General features: G+C 59.9%; 24 protein-coding genes. 12 read left to right on the top strand and 12 right to left on the bottom strand.

Annotated features, from left to right (window positions below; genetic code table 11):
- The 5 genes from V5N12_RS16425 to V5N12_RS16405 form a co-directional block, all read right to left on the bottom strand.
- The coding region (locus tag V5N12_RS16425; RefSeq protein WP_332900313.1) for a hydantoinase/oxoprolinase family protein at positions 1-749 on the bottom strand (749 nt) is incomplete at its 3' end.
- Positions 749-2,509, bottom strand: coding sequence for a caprolactamase subunit beta (gene capB, locus V5N12_RS16420; protein ID WP_332900312.1), 1,761 nt, complete (start codon positions 2,507-2,509; stop codon positions 749-751). The genes capB and V5N12_RS16425, both read right to left, overlap by 1 nt.
- A 65-nt stretch (positions 2,510-2,574) precedes the next feature.
- Entirely contained in the window at positions 2,575-3,327 is a 753-nt protein-coding gene (locus V5N12_RS16415; protein ID WP_332900311.1) for an aspartate/glutamate racemase family protein, read from the bottom strand.
- 64 nt (positions 3,328-3,391) lie between these two features.
- A complete protein-coding gene (locus tag V5N12_RS16410) occupies positions 3,392-3,958 on the bottom strand; it encodes a MaoC family dehydratase (RefSeq protein ID WP_332900310.1) in 567 nt (188 codons plus the stop codon).
- 57 nt (positions 3,959-4,015) lie between these two features.
- Positions 4,016-5,470: an acetyl-CoA hydrolase/transferase C-terminal domain-containing protein gene (locus V5N12_RS16405; protein WP_332900309.1), complete on the bottom strand. Its 1,455-nt coding sequence runs from the start codon at positions 5,468-5,470 to the stop codon at positions 4,016-4,018.
- Positions 5,471-5,657: 187 nt separating this feature from the next.
- Here V5N12_RS16405 and V5N12_RS16400 point away from each other — a divergent pair, with 187 nt between their 5' ends.
- The 4 genes from V5N12_RS16400 (at position 5,658) to V5N12_RS16385 (ending at position 10,904) form a co-directional block, all read left to right on the top strand.
- A complete protein-coding gene (locus tag V5N12_RS16400; RefSeq protein WP_332900308.1) occupies positions 5,658-6,863 on the top strand; it encodes an acyl-CoA dehydrogenase family protein in 1,206 nt (401 codons plus the stop codon).
- A gap of 316 nt (positions 6,864-7,179) precedes the next feature.
- A complete protein-coding gene (locus V5N12_RS16395; protein ID WP_332900307.1) occupies positions 7,180-7,953 on the top strand; it encodes an IclR family transcriptional regulator in 774 nt (257 codons plus the stop codon).
- Positions 7,954-8,178: 225 nt separating this feature from the next.
- Positions 8,179-8,814, top strand: a complete 636-nt coding sequence (gene rdfA / locus V5N12_RS16390) for a rod-determining factor RdfA (RefSeq protein ID WP_332900306.1) — start codon at positions 8,179-8,181, stop codon at positions 8,812-8,814.
- 140 nt (positions 8,815-8,954) lie between these two features.
- On the top strand, positions 8,955-10,904 hold the full coding sequence (locus V5N12_RS16385) for an archaea-specific SMC-related protein (protein ID WP_332900305.1): 1,950 nt from the start codon (positions 8,955-8,957) through the stop codon (positions 10,902-10,904).
- Positions 10,905-11,036: 132 nt separating this feature from the next.
- On the opposite strand, the gene V5N12_RS16380 is transcribed toward V5N12_RS16385, so the two are convergent.
- The 3 genes from V5N12_RS16380 to V5N12_RS16370 form a co-directional block, all read right to left on the bottom strand.
- The gene (locus V5N12_RS16380) at positions 11,037-11,828 is read right to left on the bottom strand and encodes an IclR family transcriptional regulator (protein ID WP_332900304.1); all 792 of its coding nucleotides are present in this window, start codon (positions 11,826-11,828) and stop codon (positions 11,037-11,039) included.
- A gap of 215 nt (positions 11,829-12,043) precedes the next feature.
- Positions 12,044-12,940: a DMT family transporter gene (locus V5N12_RS16375; RefSeq protein ID WP_332900303.1), complete on the bottom strand. Its 897-nt coding sequence runs from the start codon at positions 12,938-12,940 to the stop codon at positions 12,044-12,046.
- Positions 12,941-14,122, bottom strand: a complete 1,182-nt coding sequence (locus V5N12_RS16370; protein WP_332900302.1) for a CaiB/BaiF CoA transferase family protein — start codon at positions 14,120-14,122, stop codon at positions 12,941-12,943.
- Between the two features lie 148 nt (positions 14,123-14,270).
- Between V5N12_RS16370 and V5N12_RS16365 the strand changes: the two genes are divergently transcribed.
- The 6 genes from V5N12_RS16365 to V5N12_RS16340 all read left to right on the top strand — a co-directional run bounded on the left by V5N12_RS16365 (position 14,271) and on the right by V5N12_RS16340 (position 21,636).
- Complete coding sequence (locus V5N12_RS16365) at positions 14,271-15,902, top strand: thiamine pyrophosphate-binding protein (protein WP_332900301.1); 1,632 nt, start codon at positions 14,271-14,273, stop codon at positions 15,900-15,902.
- A gap of 71 nt (positions 15,903-15,973) precedes the next feature.
- Positions 15,974-17,041, top strand: a complete 1,068-nt coding sequence (locus V5N12_RS16360; RefSeq protein ID WP_332900300.1) for a TAXI family TRAP transporter solute-binding subunit — start codon at positions 15,974-15,976, stop codon at positions 17,039-17,041.
- A 9-nt stretch (positions 17,042-17,050) separates the two neighbouring features.
- Positions 17,051-19,051 carry a TRAP transporter permease gene (locus tag V5N12_RS16355; RefSeq protein WP_332900299.1) on the top strand — a complete coding sequence of 667 codons (2,001 nt, stop codon included), beginning with the start codon at positions 17,051-17,053 and terminating at the stop codon, positions 19,049-19,051.
- 58 nt (positions 19,052-19,109) lie between these two features.
- Complete coding sequence (locus V5N12_RS16350; RefSeq protein ID WP_332900298.1) at positions 19,110-20,279, top strand: thiolase domain-containing protein; 1,170 nt, start codon at positions 19,110-19,112, stop codon at positions 20,277-20,279.
- Positions 20,276-21,223: a hypothetical protein gene (locus V5N12_RS16345; protein ID WP_332900297.1), complete on the top strand. Its 948-nt coding sequence runs from the start codon at positions 20,276-20,278 to the stop codon at positions 21,221-21,223. The genes V5N12_RS16350 and V5N12_RS16345 overlap by 4 nt, the downstream gene beginning before the upstream one ends.
- Entirely contained in the window at positions 21,223-21,636 is a 414-nt protein-coding gene (locus tag V5N12_RS16340) for a Zn-ribbon domain-containing OB-fold protein (protein WP_332900296.1), read from the top strand. Before V5N12_RS16345 ends, V5N12_RS16340 begins: the two co-directional genes overlap by 1 nt.
- Here V5N12_RS16340 and V5N12_RS16335 read toward each other — a convergent pair.
- On the bottom strand, positions 21,633-22,376 hold the full coding sequence (locus tag V5N12_RS16335; protein ID WP_332900295.1) for a CoA-transferase subunit beta: 744 nt from the start codon (positions 22,374-22,376) through the stop codon (positions 21,633-21,635). The genes V5N12_RS16340 and V5N12_RS16335 overlap by 4 nt on opposite strands.
- Entirely contained in the window at positions 22,376-23,269 is an 894-nt protein-coding gene (locus V5N12_RS16330; protein WP_332900294.1) for a CoA transferase subunit A, read from the bottom strand. Before V5N12_RS16330 ends, V5N12_RS16335 begins: the two co-directional genes overlap by 1 nt.
- Before the next feature lie 111 nt (positions 23,270-23,380).
- On the opposite strand from V5N12_RS16330, the gene V5N12_RS16325 reads away from it, so the two are divergent.
- A complete protein-coding gene (locus tag V5N12_RS16325; RefSeq protein WP_332900293.1) occupies positions 23,381-24,589 on the top strand; it encodes a CaiB/BaiF CoA transferase family protein in 1,209 nt (402 codons plus the stop codon).
- Here V5N12_RS16325 and V5N12_RS16320 read toward each other — a convergent pair.
- Both V5N12_RS16320 and V5N12_RS16315 read right to left on the bottom strand, forming a co-directional pair.
- Positions 24,586-24,990 carry a MaoC/PaaZ C-terminal domain-containing protein gene (locus V5N12_RS16320; protein WP_332900292.1) on the bottom strand — a complete coding sequence of 135 codons (405 nt, stop codon included), beginning with the start codon at positions 24,988-24,990 and terminating at the stop codon, positions 24,586-24,588. The two genes, V5N12_RS16325 and V5N12_RS16320, sit on opposite strands and share 4 nt — an antisense overlap.
- Positions 24,983-25,492 carry an FAS1-like dehydratase domain-containing protein gene (locus tag V5N12_RS16315; RefSeq protein WP_332900291.1) on the bottom strand — a complete coding sequence of 170 codons (510 nt, stop codon included), beginning with the start codon at positions 25,490-25,492 and terminating at the stop codon, positions 24,983-24,985. Before V5N12_RS16315 ends, V5N12_RS16320 begins: the two co-directional genes overlap by 8 nt.
- Before the next feature lie 236 nt (positions 25,493-25,728).
- Between V5N12_RS16315 and rdfA (V5N12_RS16310) the strand changes: the two genes are divergently transcribed.
- Positions 25,729-26,343 (top strand): rod-determining factor RdfA, encoded by a 615-nt coding sequence (rdfA, locus tag V5N12_RS16310; RefSeq protein WP_332900290.1) that lies wholly within the window; start codon positions 25,729-25,731, stop codon positions 26,341-26,343.
- The last annotated feature ends 92 nt before the right edge of the window (positions 26,344-26,435 follow it).

Here is a 26,435-nt window from a genome sequence, read left to right as displayed (position 1 = left end):
GCGATGCCGCCGTTCGCCTGGATGTAGCGAATCTGGCCGGTGAAGCCGTGGTCCTCAAGGTACTCGTCGACGCGTGCGACGTACTGGTCGAGCGTTGGCTTCACGTAGGCGTTGACGACGGTCGTACTCGTCCGGGTGTACTCTCTGATTTGCGGGAGGACATCCACTGAAAGCGAGGTGTACACGTCGGGGAGTTCCTCTGCGAGAATCTCGCGCACCCGCTCTTCGTGAGCGGGGTTTTCGAACGACCAGACGAGCGAGACGGCGACGGCGTCTACGTCTTCCTCGCGGAAGTGTTCGATTGCCGCGTACACGTCGTCTTCGTTCAGCGGTTCGTGTTCCTCGCCGCCAGAGAGCATGCGCCCGCGGACGGGCATTCGGAGATGGCGTGGGACGAGCATTTCGGCCATCGGGTAGGCCGTGTCGTAGCGGTGGCCGTCCTCTTTGTGGCCGAGGCGGATTTCGAGCGAATCCTCGTGGCCCGCCGTACAGATGAGGCCGGTTTTCGCGCCAGTGTGCTCGATGAGCGCGTTGGTCGCCACGGTCGTCCCGTGGATGATGATGTTGATAGATTTGAGCAGCCCCGACACGTCGGTGTCGAGGTCGTCTGCAATCAGTTCGATGCCGTCCATCACCGCACGCGATGGGTCGTCGGGCGTCGAGGGCGTCTTGTAGACGTTCAGCGTGCCGTCGCCCGCGAGGACGAAGTCCGTGAACGTCCCGCCGCTGTCGATACCGAGTCGGTACATCAGTTCTCACCCTCCGCGCTCGCGCGCAGCGTTGCTGTCTTTTCCATATCAATCGTCCCGTCGTCGTTCACCGCGACACCGTACTCTTCGGTCGCACCGAGTGGCGTGACAATCCCGTTTCGCAGGTCTTCTTCCACCATCTCGACTGGGCGGGTCTTCGGGTCGCCCACACCGCCGCCGCCGGGGTTGTAGTTGATTGCGCGCTCGCCCGGAGAAACTTCGATGATGGTGTTCTCACGATACTCGTCTACGTCGCCGTCGGCGTGCAGATGCTCAACCCGCCCGAGTTTCGGCTCGGTGAGCGTGTTGTAGGAACCGAGTGCGTTCGGCGTCTCGTTTTTCCGCCCTTCGCCCCACATGATGACCTGCATCTCGTGGTCGCGGGGTTCGACCTCCCAGATGGTGCCACAGCCACCGCGGTGGTGGCCCGCACCGCCACTGTCCGGGCGCAGCCCGTACTGGTGAAGGATGAACGGGTACATGTGCTCCATAATCTCGACGTCACCGCTCGACAGCGCGCCGAAACAACAGAGCGGGCCCCGAGAGTGCCAGCCGTCGTCGTCGTTCGACGCGCCCGCACCGCTGATAATCGACGCGAGCACCATTGTCGTGTACGGTTTTCCGCTATCGGGTTTCGTGCCCGCAATGTTCACGCCGCTCGTGTGACCCCACGAAGCAACTGCTCGGTCAGGAACCGCATGTTCGAGCGCGGTACGGACGGCGTCTGTGATGGTCTCACTCGGCGTCGTCGTACAGTTGACGTGCGGTGCCGGTGACTGCGCGTTCGTCATCGTACCCGGTTCGCCCACGTCCGCGGTGATGGGCCGGTAGAGCCCCTCGTTGTACGGTGGGTCGAGTTGCATGAACATCATGAATCCGAGGTAGATGCCGCTGACCGAGTTCGCCTCATACGAGTTGATGTAGTACGGTAGCTGTGGTGGCGATTCGAGTTTGACATGCGCCTCGTCGCCGTCGATGGTGACGTGTGCCGTGATGTCTATTTCGCCAAGACCGTGGCCCGAGTCTTCGAGCGGCACCGTCCCGGTGTAGGTGCCGTCAGGAATCGTCATCATCTCTTCGCGCATCTGTTCTTCGGCGCGGTCGAGTAGCTGGTCGAAGCAGGCGTTTACGGTGTCTGCGCCGTAGCGCTCGACGAGTTGGACGAGGTGGCGTTCACCGATTTGAACCGCACCGAGTTGGGCGTTCAGGTCGCCCTTCCAGTCTTCTGACGACCGCACGTTTGCAAGCAATAAGTCGCGCACGTCAGTTCTGAGTTCGCCACCGTCCCAGAGCTTGATGGGCGGAATCCGGAGGCCTTCTGCGTAAATTTCGGTCGCCTCGGGATTGTAGCCACTCGGAACTGGCCCACCAATGTCCGTGACGTGGCCCTTCGAGACGGTCCAATACATGAGTTCGTCGTCTACGAACACCGGCTTGTACATACAGCAATCAAGAATGTGACTGCCCTTGTGCGCCGGGTCATTGTGGTACATCACGTCGCCGGGTTTTACGTCATCTGCGAACCGCTCGATGATTCCTTTCGTCGCGGGCATCAGACTGCCGAGGTGGATGGGAATGTCCTGCCCTTGAATGAGCATCTGGCCTTTGGCGTCGAACAGCGCGTTCGAGTAGTCGCGGGCGATGTTGAGCACGCTCGACCGGGCGGTGTGCATCATCGTCGTCGTCATCTCCCGCTGGGCCGTCTCCAGTGCGCCCTGGACGACCGAGAGGGTAATGGGGTCTATCTCTCTTTGTTTCACAGTTAATGACTCGCATACTCCTAAATAGGTTTAGCGGCGCACGCAACCCAAAAGCAGTGTATCGATTAGTTGCCTTGTTGGTACAACTCGCCGTAGCCTTTGATGAGTTTTGGCTCGGGTGGTTTGTACGTCATGACCTTGCTCGTGGACTTGCCGAGTTGCACGAGCGACTCTGCGAGCACGGCGGCCGCGCCGACGCTATCGACCACGGGAACCGGAAGTTCGGCTTCGAGCGCCTCGTCTAAGCCACCCATCCCGGCACAGCCGAGGCAGATAGCTTCTGCGCCGTCTTCTTCGATTGCCTGCCAGCTCACTTCGAGGAGGCCTTCGACGGTGGCCTCGCGCGCCGTCTCGGTCTCGATGACAGTGAGGTCGGTACACCGGACGGAGGCACACTGCGATTCGAGGCCGGTCTTTTTGACGGCGGCTTCGATGAAGTGTTTCGCCCGCGGGAGGATGGTCGCCACCGAGAACGTCGCACCGAGCATGTTCGCGACGTACATCGAGGCCTCTGCGATGCCGACGACCGGCTTTTCGGTCACTTCTCTGCAGGCTTCGATACCGGGGTCGCCCCAGCAAGCGACGATGAACGCGTCGAACTCTTCGTCCGTGTCGTTCAGGATTTCTTCGACCAGTCCGGGCACAGCGAGGTAGTCGTCGTAGTACGATTCGATGCTCACTGGCCCGCGCTCGGGCGAGACGGCGACGACTTCGGTCGTGTCTGCAGTGTAGCGGTTTGCGACCCGACCGATGTTTTCGGTCATTTCGAGGGTCGTGTTCGGATTGATGGCTTTGATTTTCATGTGCTTGCCAGTCACGGGCGGTTGCCCATGCGCTGTGTTGACAATTGAGCCAAGAGCAATAAATCGTTCGTGCGCCGCGTTACTCGTCTTCGAGGTCTGCTGGCTGGGTCCCGATGCCGTCTGGCCAGCCCGTCGGCTTCGCGGCGCTTGGCTGTGCGTACTCGCGTTTGAGCACCATCGGCGTGCGTTCGAGCGAAAGGACGAGGTCGCCGTCCTGATTGTAGGCGCGAAGTTCGACGGTGACCATCCCGACGTGGTCGCGCGATTTGCTCTCGCGTTTTGTGAGCACTTCGCTCTCTGCGAACAGGGTATCGCCGTGGTACACCGGGCCGTGATGCCGGATGTCGTCGTACCCGAGGTTCGCCGTCGCGTTCGCGGAGATGTCGATGACGCTCATGCCCACCGCGAGTGCGATGACGAACGTGCCGTCTACGAGAATCTCGCCGAACTCGGTCTGTGAGGCGTACGCCTCGTTGAAGTGCATCGGGTTCAGGTTCATCGTGATGTTCGTGAACCAGATGTTGTCCGTCTCCGTTACTGTGCGGCCGTAGGGGTGCTTGTAAATGTCGCCAACTTCGAAATCTTCGTAATACCGTCCCTGCCATCCAGCTACCAGTCGCCGTGCGTGTGCGCTGTCCTCTGTCATCTGTGTCACTCCTACCCACGCTGGCCTGCTATAGGAGGTTTTCCATCGTGACAGTGCTTAGCCCGTCCAGTCGAATGCCGTTTCGGTGTCGAGCGGAATGTGGCCGCCGTCGGCCGTCGCCTGTGTGAGATACTCACGGAGTGCGTCGCGGTAGTCGGGATGTGCGCAGTTTTCGATAAGTGCGTCTGCCCGCTCGCGCGGCGAGAGCCCGCGCAGGTCAGCCACGCCCTGTTCTGTTACAATCACCGAAAGGTCGTGTTCGGTGTGGTCTACGTGTGGGACGGCGGGGACGATTCTCGAAATCGCGCCGTCTTTCGCCGTCGAGGAGAGCGCAATGACCGCGAGCGTGCTGTTGCGGCTGAAGTCGCCGCTGCCGCCGATACCGTTTATCATGTGTCGGCCGCCAAGGTGCGTCGAGTTTGCGTTGCCGAAGATATCGACTTCGAGCGCGCTGTTCACGCCGATGACGCCGAAACGGTCAATGAGCGTCGGGCTGTTCGAGATATCCGCATTTCTGACGATGACCGACTTCGCGTATCGGTCGATGTCCTCGAACAGCCGTTTCTGGCCGTCGGCACTCAGTGCGAGCGACGCTGCGCTCGCAGAGGCGAGGCTGTCTTCGTCAATCATATCGAGCAAGCCATCTTGGATGACCTCGCCGAAGTACGAGACGGTGCGTTCGCCGAAGTCGAAGCTCTTGAACGACGCCATGAGTGCATTACCGAGACTCCCCACGCCGAACTGCAGATTTACGTCGGATTCGTACAGGGGATTCACTTCGATTTCGGTTTCGAGGAATCCGGCCAGATTCGCGGCGATGTCGCGATCTACGTCGTTTGGCGCGCGAAACTGGTAGGGTTTGTCCGGGCGGTCTGTCTCAACAACGAAGTCGAGTTTTCCCGGGTCGAACGAAATCTTCGCCGCACCGATTCGGTCGCCGGGGCCGTCAATCGGGATGGGTTCGCGGTTCGGGGGCAACTCTCGTTCGTACACGTCGTGAAGCGCAGCCAGAGAGAGGGGCTGGGCGTGGTTGAGTTCGACGATGAGTTTCTTCGCACTGCGAACGTACGAGAGCGTGTGGCCGATGGAGGTGGTTGGAATGAACCAGTCTTCGCCGACGGCGACGGCTTCGACGATGGCGACGTCCGGGTCGCCAAAGTGCCCTAACAACACCTCATCCCCGAGTTTGGAGATGTGTCGGTCGTGAAAGGCGATTGTTCCGTCGTTGACTGCGGCGCGAGCGCTTGCGGTCGCCTGATACGGAAACCGGCGGGCAATCGCGCCCGCCTCCACGAGGGCGGTGTCGATTTCGTCGCCCACACTCCCCCCGCTGATCAGGGTGAGTGCGAGGTCACGGCCGCTTTCTGCAAGGGCGAGGGGGACCGCTTTCGGATACCCAGCGCGGCCAAACCCACTCACAACGACCGTGGCGTCATCGCTGATACTCGCCGCTGCCGCCGCAGGCGACCCGCTCGGTAGCTGTCCCGTCTTGCGTTGTAGATTGCGTGTCATTAGTGTCTCTCTGTCGCGGCGGTGGGCGGACGAGTTTAGCCACTGTTCGCCACTCGGCCGTGCGATTGTTATGCATAGTCAGTGCGAATAGGGGTTAAGCGTTTGTGTCGAGCCAGATTCTACGCAACCCTCGGGGCAAGGTAGCAAAGTGCATAGATTTATTGATGCCCACACAAAGCAACGTCCGATGGTGGACATTCCGACCGATACGGTCGAGTTATCGGAGCAACAGCGATTGGTACGAGACAGCATACGCGACATCTGCAGCGAGTTCGACGACGAGTACTGGCGTGCAAAAGACGCGAACAACGAGTATCCACAGGCGTTCGTCGACGAGTTGGCTGCGGGCGGTTGGTTCGGCATTCTCATCCCCGAGGAGTACGGCGGCGTCGGGATGGGGACACCGGAAACCGTGGTAATGATGGAGGAGATTGCCGCGAGCGGCGGCGGGTTTGCCGCAGCACAGGCCATCCACGGCGGGATTTACAACAGCGTCCCGCTCGTGAAATACGGCAGCGAGGCGATGAAAACCGACCTCTTGCCCAAAGTCGCCGCGGGTGAGAAGGCGATTCAATCGCTCGGGTTGACGGAGCCGAACGCTGGGTCTGATTCGACCTCTATCGAGACGACGGCCGTGAAAGAGGGAGACGAGTATGTCATCAACGGCCAGAAAATTTGGATTTCTCGCGTCGATGCGAGCGATTACCTCGTCGTCGTCGCCCGGACGACGCCGAAAGCCGAGGTTGAAAAACGCACTCGCGGCATCTCGCTGTTTCTGGTCGACATCTCGGAGGCAGAAGCGGCGGGGCAGTTAGAGATGAAAGAAATCGACAAAACTGCGAGCAACGCCGTCCACGCTTTCGAACTCTGGTTCGAGGGGCTTCGCGTTCCGGCGGAGAACCTCATCGGGGAGGAAGACAAGGGCTTCTATCACCTCTTAGACGGCCTGAACGAAGAGCGGCTGGTTATCGCCGCAGAGTGTCTCGGGCTTGGCGAACTCGCAATCGACCGCGGCGTTTCCTACGCTCGCGAACGCGTGGTGTTCGACCGACCAATCGGCTCGAATCAAGCGATTCAACACCCGCTCGCAGAAGCCTACGCGCGCGTCCAGGCGGCCAAACAGTTGACCTACAGCGCTGCGAACATCGCGGAGAAGGCCTCGGGCCGAGAAATCGGTGCTCAGGCGAACATGGCGAAGTTCCTCGCCGCAGATGCCGCATTCGAGGCCGCCGACGCGGCGGTACAGTGTCACGGCGGCTTTGGCGTCGCCCGCGAGTACAACGTCGAACGCTACTTCCGGGAAGCCAGACTGACCCGCCTCGTCCCGATTACCCAAGAACTCGTCCTCAACTATGTTGGGACGAAAGTGCTCGGATTGCCACGTTCGTACTGAGTTCAACATTTGCGTCGCATCGAACACCGACAAGCAAGAGTGTTCAGCGATGCCGAACAGACCGCTGTCTGATGTGGGCCCACACTATGTACGAACAGCATCCTCAGTTCCGATGTAGAATGGTGGCACCGTTCTATCAATCTCAATATTTGCGGAATTTGTTCGAAAAAATCGGAGATATGCATAGCGTTATCCATCCACATTCCGTTCAGTACTGCCGAACACGAAGGTAGGCGATTTGGTGCAGCCAGCGTGTTAATTTGGCACAGTCAGGGCGGAAACCTTTTGTCCATGTGTGGTATGGTTTTCCATATATATGCCCAAAACGCCCACTACAACCGATAACATCAAATCGGTAGAAACGGCGTTCGCCATCATGGAACTGCTCGCAGAGAGCCAACAGACCGGGGTGACCGACATCGCCACGGAGCTTGAGCTCGCAAAGAGCACCGTCCACAACCATCTCACGACCCTGAAGAATCTCGACTACGTCGTCCGTGAGGGGGAGAAATACCGGCTGAGCTGGCGTTTTCTCAAACTAGGCGAGGAAATTCGGGACAACCACCCGAAGTATCGGCTGTTTCAACGGCACACCGAGAATCTAGCGTCACACTTCGAAGAGCGCGCTCAGTTCATTGTCGAGGAAAACGGCAAAGGTGTCTACCTGTTTCGGGAGACGGGAACGCACGCGGTCCGAACCGATTCTGGCGTCGGAAAGCGCATCTTCCTTCACTCCACTGCCGCGGGCAAAGCGATACTGGCCCACCTGCCCGAATCACGAGTACACGACATCATCGAAACGTGGGGGCTACCACCAGTGACCAGCTATACGATCACCGATCGCGAGGAGCTCTTGACAGAGCTGGGGACGATCAAAGAACAGGGGTGCGCGTTCAACCGCGAGGAGAATTTAGAGCGGCTGAACGCCGTGGGAGTTCCCGTGAGAGACCCAGATGGTGGCGTAATCGGGGCGATGAGCGTGTCCGGCCCGTCTCACCGTCTCAAAGGCCAGTATTTCGAACAGGAGATTCCAGACTTTCTGCTCGGGTTGGCGAACGAAATCGAACTGAACCTGGCCTATCCGCGCTAAGGGCGCAGAAACGTGACATTCTCGTATCGCCAACCCATTAATTGTAATGTTCGAATGGTATTCTAGTTCAGTACTGGCGAACAGCATACAAAATTGTGAAAAACCGCTGCACATACACATTTAGTTCGTGAATCGCCGCAATAGTTCCAGAAGTCGTTGATGTGTAACAGAAGTACTGTTGTGATGGAAATGCTCATGAGGGTTGCGAACAGAGAGTAGTTACGGATGGCAAACACGAACGAGTCGGAAGACGGCACGCGAGCAGGTCGGCGGAGTAAGGTTCATCGCAAGCTCGCGAAGTACGGACTCGACGACATGGGAGAGGAACTTGCCGCACTGTGGACGGCGACGGGCGACGACCATTGGAGTCTGCGGGATTTAGCAGACCGTGCAAATCGGGCGATGCTCAAGCAAGCGATGACTGACGCGGGAATGCAACCCGTCGATGACGAAGTTGCGACAGCGTATCAGGTCTTGACCAACGACGACACGAGCAGCGGGGATAAACTCCGCATTGAACGCCGCCTCAAGCGCCAACAGGTGCCAATTGACGACCTCACCCGTGATTTCGTCTCGTATCAGGCCGTGCGGACATATCTCACGAAAGTTCGCGGTGTCGAATATGACCGGGACCATGGCGATCGCCTCGAACGGGAATCACAGAACATCCAAAAGCTCCGTGGGCGCACAGAAACGGTCACCCAGAGTAAACTTGCCCAACTCCGTAACACCGACAGACTCTCGCTGGGTGAGTTTCGCGTGATGGTCAGCGTTCGCGTGTTCTGTGAGGACTGTGGCGGCCAGTACGAAGTCGCAGAACTTTTAGACGACGGTGCATGTGACTGTGAAACGACCGACTGAAACGCCCCGGCGGTCGCGTTCTTGAGAGGAGAGCAGAGACGTGTCACATCGAGTGTGCCAAACAGCATCCCAAGGGGGCAGTCTCTCGCTCAAAGTACCCTCAAGACTTAAGATAACTCGCCGTTCAGTGTGTTATAAGAATGAGCGTTGAACAACAAACGAAGGAAAAAGCGAGTATTCACGTTGAAAATATCGGTGGGATTTCTGAAACCGATGTCACATTCTCGCCCGGGGTCACCATTCTTGCTGGTCGAAACGCGACCAACCGCACGTCGCTCTTACAGGCCATCATGGCCGTTTGCGGGAGCGATAACGTCTCCGTCAAGGGCGACGCAGATGAGGCCTACGTCGAACTCACGATTGGGGATGAAACCTACACGCGTACACTCTCGCGTCACAACGGTGTGGTGAGTGGTGATGGAACCCCACATCTCGAAAATCCCACGCTCGCAGACCTGTTTGCGTTCTTGCTCGAATCGAACGAGGCGCGCAGAGCCGTCGCCCTCGGTGAAGACCTCCGCGAACTCATCATGCGCCCGGTCGATACAGAGGAGATTCAAGCCGAAATCTCTCGGCTCGTTGCAGAGCGCAAGTCGCTCGAAGACGAACTTGCAGAAATCGACTCGCTCAAAGGAAAGCTGCCAGAGCTCGAAAGCGAACGCACGCGCCTCGAAGCCCAAATCGAGGAGAAAAAGGAAGCACTCGAAGCCAAAGAACAAGAGATTGAGACGATAGATGCAGACGTAGAAGAGTCGCGTGAGGAGAAAGAAAAGTTCGAAGAAACGCTCGACAAACTTCGCGGGAAGCGCTCCTCGCTCGATGACGTCCGCTACGACCTTGAGACAGAACAAGAAAGCCTCTCTGCGCTCAAGCAAGAGCAACACGAACTCGAAGACGAGTCACAATCCCTGCCGGACGCGCCGGTCGGTGAAATCAACGACATCGAGTCAGATATCGAACGATTGCGCGGAAAAAAACAGACCATCGAAAGCGAGCTGACGGAACTCCAGAGCATCATCCGATTCAACGAGGAGATGCTCAACGGGACGAACCGCGAACTGCTCGACGCGCTGAGCGCAGAGCGTGACGGTGATGGGTCGCTCACCGACAAGCTGCTCGAAGCCGACGCAACGACGTGTTGGACCTGTGGCAGTGCGGTCGAAACCGACCAGATAACGTCGACGGTGAGCCAGCTCAAAGATTTAAATCGACAGAAGATCAGCGCGACAAACGAGATTCAGTCGGATTTAGACGAATTGAAAGCAGAACGGAGCTCCCTCCAGCAAAAACAACAGCAACGCGAGCGGGTCGAACGTCGCCTCGCGGAAATCGAAGACGAAATCGAAGACCGAAACGAGAGCATCGAAACGCTGAGAGAGCGGCGTGAGGCGCTGACCGAAGAAATCGAGCAGATAGAAGAAACGGTCGATGACGTAGAAGACGACTCCTACAGCGAGATTATCGAGGTTCATCGCGAAGCCAACCAGCTGGAGTACGAACTCGGCAAGCTCGAAAACGACTTAGAGCGTGTCGAAGACCAGATTTCGACGCTCGAATCGCGCATCAGAGAGCGCGACAGCCTCGTTTCGACCCGCGAATCGGTGCAAGCCGACATCGAAGAGCTACGGACGAAAATCGAGCGCATCGAAGAAGAGGCAATCGAAGGCTTCAACGAGCACATGGACACAGTGCTCTCGATGCTCGATTACGCCAATATCGAACGTATCTGGCTCGAACGTATCGAACGTGAAGTGCGCGAGGGGCGACGGAAAGTCCAAAAAAGCGTGTTCGAGTTGCACGTCATCCGGAGCACGGCCTCCGGTGCAACCTACGAAGACACGGTTGACCACCTGAGCGAAAGCGAGCGGGAGGTGACAGGCCTCGTGTTCGCCCTCGCTGGCTATCTCGCCCACGACGTTCACGAGACCGTCTCGTTCATGTTGCTTGACTCGCTCGAAGCCATCGACTCAGAACGTATCGCGTCGCTTCTCGAATACTTAGACGACTACTCAGAGTACCTCGTCGTCGCGTTGCTCCCAGAGGACGCGGCCGCCGTCAGCGACGACTACCAGCGCATCACCGAAATCTAACGCCTCGAATTTTTCCCCGTTTTCAGCCACCAGTTGGCTAACAACAGTACGCCTGTTATGTATGTCGTGCAGTACGGCTATTTTCGTGGTACTCGCCACCATCGTTCAGGAATCGTTCACCATGACGAAATTCTATGAATGAGCGATGTTCAGCTCTATTTCATTGACAATGCTCAACAATAGCTGTGGAAATGTTTCTTCCATCGGCTCTCCTTTCATGCGGTGGCTAGGACCTGAGACAACGCACGCCCCAAGCACTGTTTCATCAGGGTCAGTCATCGGGGCCGCCACCGCGTACAAACCTTTCGTGCTTTCGCCATAGCTGTAGGAAATCCCGCGTTCACGAATCGCTGTGAGTTCTTCAAACAGGGCTTCGCGGTCCGTGATGGTCGAACTCGTGGCTTTCGGGAGCCCCCACTTATCCACGATGGCCTCCACGCGCTCTCGCGGTAGCTGTGAGAGAATCGCCTTCCCCGAAGCGGTTTGGTGGATGTACATCCGAGTCCCCGGCCGCGTTTTCGAGGGAACGCCGTTCTGTCCTTCTTCTCTGTAGAGGACGACCGATTGCCCGTACTCTTCGGTCATGTACTGCGAAACCTCGCCCGTTTTGGCAGCCAGCTCTTGGAGTTTTGGCTTGATAATGTGCGCCCCGGGAAATCGTGAGCGAGTGTGGCCACCGAGGTCGAGAAATCGGAAGCCGAGTCGGTACTCGTTGCCCGTCTTTGTCACGTATTCGTGGGCGACGAGCGTTGCCAGATGTTTGTGTGCGGTGCTCTTTGAGACGCCCGCGTGGGTGGCGATGTCCGTGACACGCGCGGCTTCTAACTGCTTTACCGCGTCGATGATGGCAAAGGTCGTATCCAGACTCTTAATCGTCGCTGTTGTCGGGTGGCGAGCCGATGTGTTTGGCGGGGCGTCGGTCATGTGTGCTGGTCACACGCACCGACACAAATAATTTACTCATGCGAAACGAACAGGTCAATTCGATTCGAGTGAGTGAATATTCTCGGGTTCATGCACCGAAAGTCGCTGAATCGTTTCGTATTGGGTCGCTACGGTCACCAATGGGTTGCCTTCGACGATTTCAACAACGACAGCCCACCGAGCCGGCTCTGTACGATACGAAGCAGAACGAGCCCTCAGCCGAGCGTGATGAGCACCACGCCGACGACGGTGACGACTGCACCGATGAGCGTACTCGGGCGGGCCGCTTCGCGCTCACCGAGGAGGAAAATACTGAGCGCGACGGTGAACAGCGGGCTCGAATTGAAAATCGGAACCACGACGACGGCGTCCGCCCGCGAGAGCGCGGTGAAGTACGCGCCGATGGCGACGGTCCAACACACTCCGGTGAGAAGCAGGTAGTTTCGTGCCTTCCCAGAGACGGCCCGTCGCAGTTGACTCGAATCAGTGTACAGTGAGATGACCACGCCGACGAGCAACCCGGCGGCGAAGTTGAGGGTGAGCGCCGGTAAGAGGGGCGTTCCAAGCACTGAAAGCCCGAACTTTCTGATGACGGGCGTGACGCCGAACCAGAGAACGATCACAAGCGCTAGAATCGCCGTCGTGGTGGTGTCTGCGGTCGGTTCGGTGGGTTCGGCTTGCGGCCTACGAGTCAGCAAGATGAGTCCGAGAACGACGATGACGATGCCAACGGCGAGCGGTGGCGAAAGCGTTTCACCGAGAAAGAGCACGGAAAACACGGCTGCAGTCACCGGGCTCGCACTCTTTACGGCGTGGGTCACGCCCGCACCGATTTTACCGATAACGTGAGACAGCATGAACCGGCCAAGCCCCGACCCCAGAATCCCACTTGCGATGAACACGCCAACCGCCTCCGGTGAGAGGGTGGGAATGCCCGACAGAAAAACGAACGGGAGTAAGAGAACGACGCTCACGAGCGTGGTGGCCGTCACCAACACTTCGGCGGACGCGTCTGCGAGGCCCCGTCGGGCGCTCACGTAGCCGACCGACGAGATGAGTGCCGCGCCGAGCGCGAGGAGTTCTCCAGAGAATACGGACGGGAGTGCTCCCACTCAGATAACTCCGTCTGCGCGCAGCTGTTCGCGCGCGGCGTCGTCGTAACCGAGGTCTGAGAGTACTTCATCCGTGTGTTCGCCAAGACGCGGCGGGGCCTCGGCCGCGTCTGTGTCGAGCGACGAGAAGTTGACCGGGTTCGCCGGTGACTTGAACGTGCCGAGGTCGGGGTGTTCCATCTCTGCGACCATGTCCTTGGCTTCGATGTGTGGGTCGTCGATAAGGTCGCCCACCGAATTGACAGGCGTACACGGCACGTCTTCTTCACCGAGGATGGAGAGCCACTCTTCGGTCGTGAGTTCTGCGAAGATGTCGTCGAGAATCGCATCGAGTTCGCCGCGGTTTTCGACGCGGTCTGCGAAGGTGGCGTATTCGGGCAGGTCGATCCACTCTTCGTGGCCGATTGCTTTGCAAAAGCCTGGCCAGTGGCGTTCGCTGATGACGCCGACGATGATGTAAGCGTCTGCAGTCTCAAACGCTTGATACGGCATCAGGCTCGGGTGGCGCGTGCCCATCCGTTGGGGGTTCTCGCCGGTGGCGAAGTAGTTCGTGACGTGATAGAGGAGGAACTGAAAGCTCGTGTCGAGTAACGCGAGGTCGATATATTGACCCTCGCCCGCCCGTTCGCGGTGATACAGCGCGGTCATGATTGAGTAGATGGCGGTCATCGCACACGAGATGTCACAGATGGAGATGCCGACCCGCGCCGGCTGGTCTTCCGTGCCGGTGATGCTCATCATGCCCGACTCGCCTTGGAGGATGATGTCGAACGCCTTTTCGTCTGCGTACGGGCTGTCGTTGCCGTAGCCGGAGACGTCACAGTAGATCAGGTCCTCGGTGAGTTCGTTGAGGGTGTCGTAATCGGCGGCGAACTCCTCGTCCTTGCCGGGGGCGAAGTTCTGGATGAACACGTCCGCCTCCGAGACGAGGTCGTGGAGGATTTCTTGGCCCTCGGCCGAGGTGAGGTCGAGGGTCAGGCTGCGTTTGTTGCGATTGAGGCTGACGAAGTACGCAGAGAGTTCGTCGCCGTAGGCTGGGGAGTACGTCCGGGTGAGGTCGCCGTGACCAGGCCGCTCGATTTTGATGACGTCCGCGCCGAGGTCGCCAAGCGTCTGAGACGCCAGCGGCCCCACGAGTGCCTGCGTCGCGTCGACGACCACGAGGTCGTCAAGCGGTTGCATACAACCCATGTGTAGGCTCCTCCGATATAACTCATGGCACTCGCTCCCACGGAGCAACACTTAATAGGCATTTGCGGAAATCGGCGGGATGATGCAACACACGAGACAACCGCGACGCACGCCCGCCGACCACACGAGGGTGCCGTAGATGCGCGTCGGTGACGCCGTCGTCAAAACGCTCGCTGCAGGCGGTATCGATGCCGTGTTCGGAATCCCCGGAAAGCAAACCCTACCGCTGAATCAGGCGATGGCCGAAAACGGCATCCGCTACGTGGTCGCGCGCCACGAAACCGCGGTCAGCCATCAGGCGTGGGGCTACGCCGAGACGACTGGCCGCCCCGCCGCGACCGTCGTGATTCCCGGCCCGGGCGACATGAACGCGATGAACGGACTCAAGAACGCGCTCAACGACTGCACGCCGCTCGTGCACATCGCCGTCGAGACTGAACCCGAGGTGCGCGGTGGCGACGGCATTCACGAAACGCCACCGGACACCTACGACAACGTGGTCAAAGCGAACCTGCTAGTCGAGACGCCACAGAGCGCGGTCGCGGTGGTCGAACGCGCCCTCGAAGAAGCGACCTCGCATCCGAAAGGTCCCGTCCGCGTCGGCATCCCGAAAAACTTCCTGCCGATGGATGTGACCCAAGCGACGGCCGATGAAGTGACGGAAACCACCACCGACCGCGAGAATCCGTCACTCGACGACGCGGTTTCTCTCCTCGCAGAGGCTGAGCGCCCAGCCATTCTCGCCGGCGGTGGCATCAGAGCGAGTGGGGCGTCTACGTCACTCAAAGAGCTTGCCGCGCACATCGACGCACCTGTCGTCACGACGTACAAGGGGAAAGGAACCTTCCCCGAAGACCACAACCTCTCTGCGGGTGTGCTCTGTGGCGGGACGAGTCCAGAAGTCGCAGCCGTGCTCGAATCAGCCGACACGCTGCTCGCCGTCGGAACGGACTTCGACGCCGTAGCGACCGGGAAGTGGAAACACGACTTCCCCGAGAAGCTGATTCACGTCACCTACCACGCAGACGACATCGGGACGGGCTACGACCCGGCGGTCGGTATCGTCGGAGACGCAGACCGGACCCTTCGGGCGCTCGTGGACGCGCTCCCAGCGAAGCACGGCGATGGCGCAGAACGCGCCACCGCCGCACGCGCGGCAGACCAAGAGCGATTCGACGCGCTGGTGAACGACTCGGATGTACTCACCTCCGTCGAAGCCCTCCAGTCCATCCGCGACGGCATCCCCCGCGACGCAATCGTCACCGCGGACGCCGGTGGCTTCCGTATCTGGACGCTCGTCTCGTTTCCGGCGTACGATGCCCGGAGCTACGTCAACCCCGGGTCGTGGGCGACGATGGGAACCGGCCTCCCCTCCGCCATCGGCGCAAAGGTGGCCAACCCAGAACGCGATGTGGTTTCGCTGAACGGCGACGGTGGGCTGATGATGTGCATTCACGAACTGCACACCCTTGCCGCAGAAGCCATCGACGTGACGGTGGTCGTGTTCACGAACCACGATTATGCGATTATCAGCGAGGAGGCGGCCCGAAGCTACGGCCTTTCTGACGGGGCGTACGGCTGGGGCGACGCCCCGATTGATTTCGTCGCACTTGCGGAGTCGATGGGACTGACCGGACGGCGTGCAGAAACGTCGACGGAGATTCAGGCGGAACTCGACCGCGCACGCACGAGCGAGGGCACAACGCTCATCGAGATTCCGACCGACCCCTACGAGCCACAAGCGAGTGAGTGGATGACGAAATCTGACTAGAAACTGGACGTTTCAAACCTTCCCGAATAATGAAGGGGAACACTTATGTGGCACGATGAGACGTTTAGACTATGGCTGACATTAGCAGGCGCAATGCGCTGAAGAGTCTGGCAGGCGTAAGTGCACTTGGACTGGCTGGTTGTCTGGGTAGTATTGGTGGCAGTAGCTCGGGCGAGGGCGATGGAAACGGCGGCGGGGGTTCGACCTCGCTCGCCGTTGGCGTTCCGGGCAGCAGTACGACGACGGGACAGGCAAGTCAAGCGTTCCAGCGCGTCGTGAGCGAAGAATCCGAGACGATAAGCTGGAACACCCAAGAGACGGGTGGCGACCCAGCGAGCATTCGACAGTACGACCAGGGCAACTTAGACGCGTTCACCGCGGGCAACTTCGTACTGGCTCAGGCGATGGCAGACCAGCCACCGTTCGAAGAGCAACCGGTCGAAAGTCTCCCATATCAGGGGTTCATGATTGCGACGCTCCACCTCCACTGGATGGCAGTGGAAGGCTCGGGCATTGAGACGACCGACGACCTCATCGGGAAAAACGTCTGGCCGCTCCCCCCAAGTTGGGGTCTGCGTCAGATGACCGAAGCCGTGCTCAAGAACGCCGGTGTCTGGGAAGACATCGAGCCGAACGTCGTGGACGCGGACACGGGCGACATCGCGGGGGCAATCGAAGAAGGCCGTGTCGACGCCATCGTCGCCTACGGCGCGAACTACGTGAACCTCCCCGGCTGGGCAACCGAAGTCGACGCCCGGGCGAATCTCCACTCCATCGAAGTCACTGATCAGTTCAAAGAAGGCATCAACAAGACGGCAGGGACGAGCTTCCAAGAAGTCGATACCTACGGCTGGGAGCAGGACGTCGGCTCTGACACGATGGGAACGTGGCCGTCTGCGTTCCAGTTCCACTTTGCAAAGGACATGTCCGTGGACGTTGGCTACGAACTCGCCAAACTCAGCCACGACCACTACGAACAAGTCCGTGAGGGCCAGCCGTCGTACCTCGACCACTCGAAGTTCGAGAACATGACCGACGGCTATCTGCCAGACGCACCGGTGCATCCGGGCGTGGCGGACTTCCTCAAAGAGAACGACGCGTGGAACGACGACTGGACGCGTGGCGAACCGCAAGCCTGAGGCGTTCTCATGTCGGAACACTCACCGCTTCGCTCTCCACTAACCCGCTCCCGAGAGCACATCGGGAACAACGCACTCACCGTGCTGTCGGTGGCGCTCTGGGTTGTAGTCATCAGCTATGCGTATACGCAAGCGATCCCACGGGCCCAGTACGGTGTGCTGTTCCTCGGCGGCGGTATCCTCGTCTATCTCGTCTCTGAACTGCTGGCACTCGAAGACGGAGCATACCTCGACTTGCTCCTTCTCGGTGTCTCGGGGATCGTCTCAGTCGTGACGACTGCGTATGTGTATGTAAACTACGACGTCCTCTCGACGATTCGGACGGGCTACGCGCTCCCCCACGAGTACTCACTGGCGGCGGTGTTCACCGTCGTCATCCTCTATCTGACCTACCGCGCGTTCGGCAGAGCGTTCCTTGCCGTCATCGTCCTCGCGCTAATTTACGCCGCCTTCGGGTATCTGTTCCCCGGACTGCTCAAACACGGCGGGTTCAGCTTAGACCGCATCGTCAACCTGCTCGTGCTTGAGTACGACGGCTTTTTCGGCTCGATTACGCAAATCGTCGCCGCATGGGTCGCGCTGTTCTTGCTGTACGCAGGACTGCTTCGCGCCTTCGGTGCGTTCGACATCATCATGCGCATCGCGTTCCGTGCGGCAACGTTCGTCAAATCCGGCGTCGCGCAGTCTGCGGTCATTTCGAGCCTCATCATCGGCTCGATTAACGGCGCACAGACGGCGAACGCCGCGATGACCGGTTCGTTTACCATCCCGCTGATGAAGCGCAGCGGCATGAAATCGGAGACTGCAGGCGGCATCGAAGCCGTTGCCTCCTCTGGCGGACAAATCATGCCACCAGTCATGGGCGCGGCCGCATTCGTGATGGCGTCGCTGCTCGGGATTACCTACATCCAAGTCGTCATCGCGGGCATCATTCCCGCGCTCATCTTCTTCGTCTCGGTCTCCATCGGTGTCCACTACATGAGCGTCCGCCAGCTCACCGCTGCCGACCTCGACATAGAGTCACAGATAGACGAACTGAACGAGGGCTTCCACCCGCTGGTGGAAGCCGCACGCTTCGGAATTCCGTTCGCGGTGCTCATGTACGCCCTCGGCATTGCACAGTTCACCGTGATGACCTCTGCGCTCATCACCTGCGTGACGATGGTGCTCACCGGCGGTGGGATTCCCATCGCGCTGAGCATTTTCCGCGAGCAAGAGTCCGTCGGCGAGACGGTCAAAGAGAATGCGGCCGCGACGATTCGCGGACTTCGCTACGGAGCCATCTCGATTGCGCCAATCGCCATCATCATCGCTGCCGTAAACGGTATCGTTGACCTGCTGATGGCAACGGGCATGCCAAGTAAGTTCTCGCTCGCACTCATTGGGATTTCGGGTGGTGTCATGGCAATCGGCGTCGTCATGGCGATGATTATCTGCATCATCCTCGGGCTTGGAATGCCAACGGTCGCCGCGTACACGATTGTCGCGTTGCTCATCGCGCCGACGCTCGTGAGCGACTTCGGCGTGCCGAACCTCGCGGCGCACTACTTCGTGTTCTATTCGGCGATTTTATCTGGCATCACGCCACCGATTGCGATTGCGGTGGTGGTGGTGACCGGCATCGCCGAGTCGAACTTCTGGAAGACGAGTTTGGAGGCGCTGAAGCTCTCAACACCGCTGTTCGTGTTGCCCTTCGCGTTCATCTACAACCCCGAACTCGTCCTCGGTGGGTTCACGCCTGAAACCATCGTCTCCGGAACGCTCGCCATCCTTGGAGCCATCGCGATTACCCACGGCCTCAACTACTACGAACGACCGCTGTCGAGTCGCGCGATTGGCCTCGTCACGCGTGCTGTGTTCCTCGTGCTTGGTGTCGGGGCGATGGTGTATCCAAACGTCATGGTTCGCGTCGGCCTCGTCGCCACCGCGATTGTCCTCTACCTCGTGCAACTGCGCGTGCCCTCGACGACGATTGGGCAGGCAAACGCAGTGGCCGAGAAACAGCACTAACCCCTCCTTTTCCCTGTCGAATGGAAACAGTTTACACACTCCCCGATGACCTTCAGGTATGCGAGAGGTGTATCTCGTTGGTGCGGGCCAGTCAGACTTCGGCTCGTTTCCAACTGAGTCCTATCGCTCACTGTTCAAGACGGCGTTCGAGCATGCGCTCGACTCGACCGACGGTGAGCTAGACAGACGACGTATCGACGAGGCGTACATCGGGACGCTCGGCGTTGGCGGTCGCCAACTCGGGTTGGTCGGTCCGAGCGTCACCGAACACGTGGGCCTCGATGGAACCTCGTGTACGCGCATCGAGAACGCGTGTGCGGCGAGCGGCGTGGCGCTTCGACAGGCCATCCTCGCCATCCGCGCAGGAGCCGCGGACACGGCGCTCGCGGGCGGGGTCGAAGTGATGAACGACATGAGCAGCGACCGCACGCGCTTCTGGCTCGGCGTCTCCGGCGAGACCGAGTGGGAGCGCATGGCCGGGACGACGTTCGCGGGCGTCTACGCCCAGATGGCAGACGCGCACATGGGCGAACACGGAACGACGCGCGAACAACTCTCTCACGTCGCCTACAAGAATCACTCGAATGGCGCGAAAAATCCACACGCGCACCTCGGTTTCGAGTGCTCGCTCGAAGACGCTATCGAGGGGACGACGGTCGCAGACCCGCTGAATCTCTACGACTGCTGTCCCACCTCGGATGGCGCGAGCGCAGTTCTCCTCGCCAGCCGCGAGGTCGCAGAAGAACTCACCGACAACCCGATTCGCGTGACCGGCAGCGGGCAGGCGAGCGGGCGGGTTGGACTGTTCCAGCGACCGACGCTCACGGGCATTCCCGCGACCGAAAAGGCCGCGGAACAAGCCTACGAGGAAGCAGACTGTTCGCCAGAAGACATCGACTTCGCAGAAGTCCACGACTGCTTCTCGATTGCCGAACTGCTGGCCTACGAAGGCCTTGGCTTCTGTGAAGAGGGAGAAGCCGGACCGTACATCGAATCCGGTGCGACGATGCCGGACGGGGAGCGCCCAGTAAACCTCTCTGGTGGCCTCAAGAGCAAGGGACATCCGATTGGCGCGACCGGCACGGGTCAGGTGGTCGAAATCTACAAACAGCTCCGCGGTGAGGCGGGTGACCGACAGGTGGACGGCCTCTCAAGGGGCCTCACCCACAACGTCGGTGGCTCCGGCGGTTCCGTCGCCGTCCACGTCTTCGAGGAGGGATGGGCATGAACGTCGAAAGCGTCGGCGCGTACATCCCTCGCTACCAAATTACGGCAGAGACCATCGGCGACGCCCTCGGCGGCTTCAGCGCCCGCGGCGTCGCAGAAAAGCGCGTGCTCTCGGGCGACGAGGACACAGTCACGATGGCCGTCGAAGCCGCCCGCAAGGCGCTCGCAGACTCGGCACACAGCCGCGACGACCTCACGGCATTGGCCTTCGCAACCACGACGCCGCCGGTTGACGAGGGCGACGTTGGTGTACAGGTCGCAGAGATTCTCGGTCTCTCTCGGGATGTCGAAATTTCGGTGCACACGCAATCGACACGCGCCGGAACGCGCGCCCTCCTCAGCGCGCTCAGAGCGGACGGTCCAGCGCTCGCCGTTGCGGCGGACTCCCCGCAGGCCGCCCCGAACGACGGCCTCGACCACGCCGCAGGCGCAGGCGCAGTTGCGTTCGTGGCCGCACCCGGCGACGTGTCGGTCACCGACGTTGCGAGCTACGCCCGCGAGTATCCCGGCACGCGCTTTCGCCAACGCGGAGCGAGTTCGAGCGAAGCGTACAACGCGACTGGCTACGAGCGCGACGCCTACATCAAAGCCATCGCGGGCGCGGCGAGCAATCTCGAATCAGTCGCCGACGCGGTTGCGCTCACCGCACCTGACGGAAGTCTACCGTCTCGCGGCGCACGCACGTTATCGGGAGACGTTACGCCGTACCACGCTGCCCGGACGCTCGGTGACCTCGGCGCGGCGAGCGCACTCTTCTCGTTGCTCGCGGCGTGGAACGACGGCGAAGATGAGGTAACCGTCCTCAGCTACGGTGACGGCGCGGGCGCAGACGCACTCACGTTTACTGGTCGCCTCGACGGTGATTGGGCGCGAGAGGCGGTCGATATCTCGTATGCACAGTATTTGCGAAAACGCGGTTACCTCGACGTGGAGGGTGAGAACTGATGGGAGCCTACGTAAGCATTCCAACCTGGTGGCAGCAACTTGATAGCCGATACCGACTCGTCGTGGGTCAGTGTCCCGACTGTGAAGCGTTCAATTTCCCGCCCGAAGGTGCGTGTGCGACGTGCGCCTCGGTCGCGGCGTTCGAGCGCATCGAACCGGAAGGTACGGGCACGATTGTCGCCCACACCGTCATCGAAGGCGGCGCACCTCCCGAATTCGAAGCACTGCTCGAAGCCGAAGACGCAATCGGCGCGGTGCTCGTCGAACTCGACGAGGGCGTCAGAGTGCCGGGCATGTTGACCGACTGCGACCCCCACGAGTTCGCCCGCGGCGACCGCGTAGAAGCGGTGGTCAGAAAGATGTTCGAACAAGAAGGCATCGTCCGTTACGGCGCGAAATTCCGCCCGATTTAGAGGTAGACCCCATCCGGGTCTAGCTCCTCTCTGATGAGCCTGAGTTCTTCGGCAGTCGGTGGCTCTGTTTCGCTCACGTCGTCTCCAAACTGCAGTTCCCAGCCCGTGGCTTCTTGGACGGCTTCGCGGGTGACGCCGGGGTGGAGCGATTCGACCACCATCTCGCCGTCTTCGAAGCCCATGACGGCCTTGTCGGTGATGACGGCTTCCGGGCCGCCGCGCAGGCCGTGTGCTTCGCGGCCGCCTTCGATGTAGCCCGGACTCGTGATGAAGTCCACTTCTTCAGGGAAGCGCTGGCGCTGGTGGGGCGTGATGATGAGCGTGCGTTCGACGTTGCTCGCAATCTCGCAGGCCCCGCCGCTTCCGGGTAGGCGCACCTTCGGGTCGTCGTAGTCGCCGATGACTGTCGAGTTGATGTTGCCCCGGCGGTCGATTTGCGCCCCGCCGAGAAAGCCCACGTCGATGCGTCCGGCTTGGAGGTAGTAGCTAAACCCACCCATGAGCGACTCGATGCTCGCTGCGCCTGCCGCGAGAACGGGGTCGCCAATCGAAAGCGGGAGCGAATCAGGATTCGAGTCGATGGTTCCTGATTCGTACACCATCTGCAGGTCAGGGGCGTGGGTTCGCTTTGCGAGGTTACACGCAAGATTCGGCACGCCGATGCCGACGAGCACCGAGTCGCCGTCTTCTAGCTGTCGCGCCGCCGCCGTCATCATCAGTTCCGTGTCTGTGTAGTCCATTAGTTTCCACCCATGTTGATTGGCACGCCGTAGTTGTTGCCCGCTCCGAGCGAGAGCACGCGGTCGGTCGAGAGTTTGCGCACGTACTCGGCTCTGTCTTCGACGCCGTACACCCACTCATCGAGCCACTCGGTGAGCGACTCGTGGGTTTTCGAGATGTCGTCCCACTCGATGTAGGCCTCGTTGTCGCGGTCGTAGTAGCCTTGGGCGTACGAGGGATGGGAGGCGAACGGTTCTTCAACCACGAAATCAACGTCGTCGGCCGTGATGAGCGTCCGATTTGGGTCCGAGCGAATCACCGATTCGTCTACGAGTTCTTCGACGCTCAGAATGACCGTCTTCGCAGCGAGGGCGGCCTCTTTTTGCTCGCCGGGAATCCCCCAGAGGTGGGCGTTCCCAGATTCGTCTGCACGCTGTGCGCGGACGACGGTCACATCAGGATTGAGTGGTGGCACGGCGTACACCGTCTCGTCGCTGAACGGAGATTCGACCGGTCTGATGTTGTCGTTGACCTTCGGCAGGTCGGAGCCAGCGAACGTCTTGAGCGGGATGAACGGAAGCCCCGTCGCACCCGCGTAGAGGCGGGCAGTCGTACCGTAGTGGCTGTACTCTTCGAGGTCGATTTCGTTCGGAACGCCGTCTTCGACCGCGCGGCGGAACGCGCGCAGGCTCCCAACGCCCGGATTCCCGGCCCACGAGAACGTTGCCTTGCGGACACAGCCCGCGGCGATGAGCTGGTCGTAGACGAGGTCCGGAGTCGCGCGGATGACTTCTAAGTCGCGGTACTCCTGTCTGATAATTTCGTGACCGGCGGCAAAGGGAATGAGATGCGTGAATCCGGCCAGATAGATGCTGTCGCCATCGGATAGCGCCGCAGAGATCGCGCTAGCCATGTCTGTGAGTGTCGCCATTGCGTTCGTACTCACACTCCGGGGAGGGACCAGTATAACTTTTCGCATGGTACATGCCGACAAGACTGTATGACTGGAGTGTGAGAGTCAGCTATGCCACTTAGCGACGTCCGCGTCATAGACTGCGGACAAGTGATCGCCGGACCGCTCTGTGCCACCTTTCTCGGAGATATGGGGGCGGACGTGGTCAAGGTCGAACCGCCCACAGGGGAGACCTATCGCACCGAACGCCGCCAACTCAATGGCGAGCCGTTCAGCCCACCATTCGAACTCTACAACCGGAACAAACGCGCGCTTGCCCTCAACCTCAAACATGATGACGGACTCGCTGCGCTCTACGACCTCGTCGAAGTGGCCGACATCTTCGTCCAGAACTGGCCACCGGGCGTCGCAAAACGGCTTGGCGTGGACTACGAGACACTGCGCGAGTTGAACCCAGATCTCGTCTATGTCCACATCACCGGCTACGGCGAGACAGGGCCCATGGCGAACAATCCGGGATTGGACACACTCGTCCAACATCTCTCCGGATTCGCCCAACTCCACGGCTATCCCGACAGCGACCGGCCGCCAATCCGCTCACAGTCCTCGCTCGCAGATTACTTTGCGGCCTACAGCGGCGCGCTGAGTGCGATGGGGGCGCTCAGGGCCGCAGACCGCGGCGAAGGTGGGCAGCTAGTGGATGTATCGCTGCTCGAATCGCTCGCCCACAACATGGATGCCGCCTACGAATACTACAACAATCTTGGCGAGAAACCCCGCGCAGGCGGTCGGAATGCCTTCTTCGACCCCGACATGCTCTACGGTGCGGCCGCCGCCGCAGATGGTTACATCTGCGTGGGACTCTTGCTCTACTCAGACCGAATTTGGGAAGGGCTGTGTACGCTCCTAGACCGCCCCGACCTCTTCGCAGACGAACGGTACGCGACGGATGCCGGGCGAATGGCGGACGCAGAGAAATTAACCGGGCTGTTCGAGGAGTGGCTCTCGACCGTCCCGGCAGAAAAAGCGGTTGAGACGCTGAACGCCCACAACATCCCAGCAGCACGGTCTCAAACCATCGCAGAGGCTGCGGCGATGGAGCAGTACGCCCACCGCGAAACGTTCGTCACGATAGACCACGACCGCTTTGGAGAACTGTCGTTGACGGCATCACCCCTCTCACTGTCACGCGATGAGATTTCGGTTCGCCGTCCGGCCCCCAGACTCGGCGAACACAGCCGCGAGCTACTCGCTGAACTCTACGACGAAGAGACGGTCGAGAAACTATTCACGGACGGCGTCATCCACGAATCGGGTTAATCCGTCTGCTCAACCGTCGCGCTTCCCGTGATGACGGTTCGCCCATCGTCGGTTTCCGCGGTGAGCGAGAGTTCGTAGCTTGCCGTCGAGTCTTCGGAGACTGCCACGACTTCGCCGGTTGCGATGACCGAGTCGCCCGGCCACACTTGGCCAGTAAAGCGCGTTTCAAAGCGTGTGATACAACCAATATCGAACCATTCGGTGAGCACATTCGAGAGAATCCCGGCGGTCAGCATGCCCTGACCGAACACGCTCTTGTTTCCGGCGCTGGTTGCATGCGGTTCGTCGTAGTGAATCGGGTTGAAGTCACCGCTCGCGCCAGCATACCGGACGAAATCCGGACGAGAGAGATCATCGACGCGAATTGTTGGGCCCTCGTCACCGACAGCCAACTCACGCATCGTCGGCCTCCGAGATGGCCTGTCCCGTTTCGATGCGGGTAGTTTCGCTTGTGAGTACGAGATCTCCGTCGCGGTCTACGAATCGAGTTTCGTAGCACGCAAAGGTCATCGTCCCCGCACGGTTGCTCTCGCGTTGGTACACGTCGGTGAGCGTCGTCTCTCCGTTTAACTCGTCTCCGGCGACAAGCGGTCGTTCGTACTCGAACGCCTGTTCGCCGTGGACGATGCGCGACGGCTCGAAACCGAGGTCGAAGCCTAGATTTTCGTCGATTCCCTCCGGACGGTTGTGCGGGAAGTAGGAGGTCTTTGCGAAGGTGAGCGGTGCGACCACGTCAGCATACCCCTGCTGGCGGGCCGCCTGGACGTCCGTGTGAATCGGATTCGTCGCATGAATCGCCGCTGCGAATTCGACGATTTTTCCGCGTTCGACGCGAAATTCCTGTACCGTCTCGCGGGTTTCCCCGACGAGTGATTTGAGCGCTTCGAGCGCTTTAGTAGGCATCCGAACACCTCTCGGAAGCTGGGTCCGAACCCGGCGAAGAACGTGTGTAATACGCACGGCTGGGTCGTGAATTGTTCCACGACGACACTGGATGCATATGGCAACAACGGACAACAGCGAGATAAAACCTGACCAAGCGAGAGTTCTCCGACCAGCACCGTCGCCGTGAAATGGGCACGGGCCACTGCGAGCGAGAAGAGGAAATTAATACGCACCGCAACAAAAAGGGAGTAGCAATGAACGACGACATCCCCGCCACGCGATATAAAGTCGGGCGGGTGTTGGCCGAGTACGACCTTCCGCAGTTAGCTGAAGAACTGCCAAGCCGCTGGCTTGGAGAAAACGGCGACCAGCAAAGCCTCCGGTCACTCGCTCATCAAATCAACCGACGCATTCTCGAAGCAGCGATGGTAGAGGCTGGGATGACGCCGCTCGAAGGCGAGGTGGCGAACTATTACCGACTCCTCACAGACTCCGACGTGAGCAGCGGTGACCGGACGCAGGCACAGCGTTCGCTCGAACGCGACGGCGTCGACGTCGAGACCGTTTTGAACGACTTCGTCACCCACCAAGCGGTACATACGTTCCTCCAGAAGTACCACGACGTAGAGCGAGCGGTGACAAAAAAAGATCCTCGAGAGACAATCGAACGGTTGCGTGGCCGATTACAGGCGGTCACCCGAGACGCCGTCGAGAGTTCACGCACCGAGGATTCTATGAGTTTTGAGGACTTCCTCGTTGTCGCCAACATCGAAGTGATCTGCAAAGTGTGTGGTGAGCGCGTCGAAGCGAGCGAGGTTCTTTCAGGGGCGACCTGTGGCTGCGGTCAGACGCCGTTCGCTGCCGAGTGAGTACGGTTTCCTTTTCGCACGCAGTCAGCGGGTTAAAACATCGGAAATAGTGGTGTGCCACGTTTCAGCGAAGCGACTACCGCAGAATTGGC

The sequence above is a fragment of the Haladaptatus sp. CMSO5 genome (assembly GCF_036689885.1).
GTDB lineage: Archaea > Halobacteriota > Halobacteria > Halobacteriales > Halococcaceae > QDMS2.
This window is presented reverse-complemented; position numbering and strand designations above follow the sequence as displayed.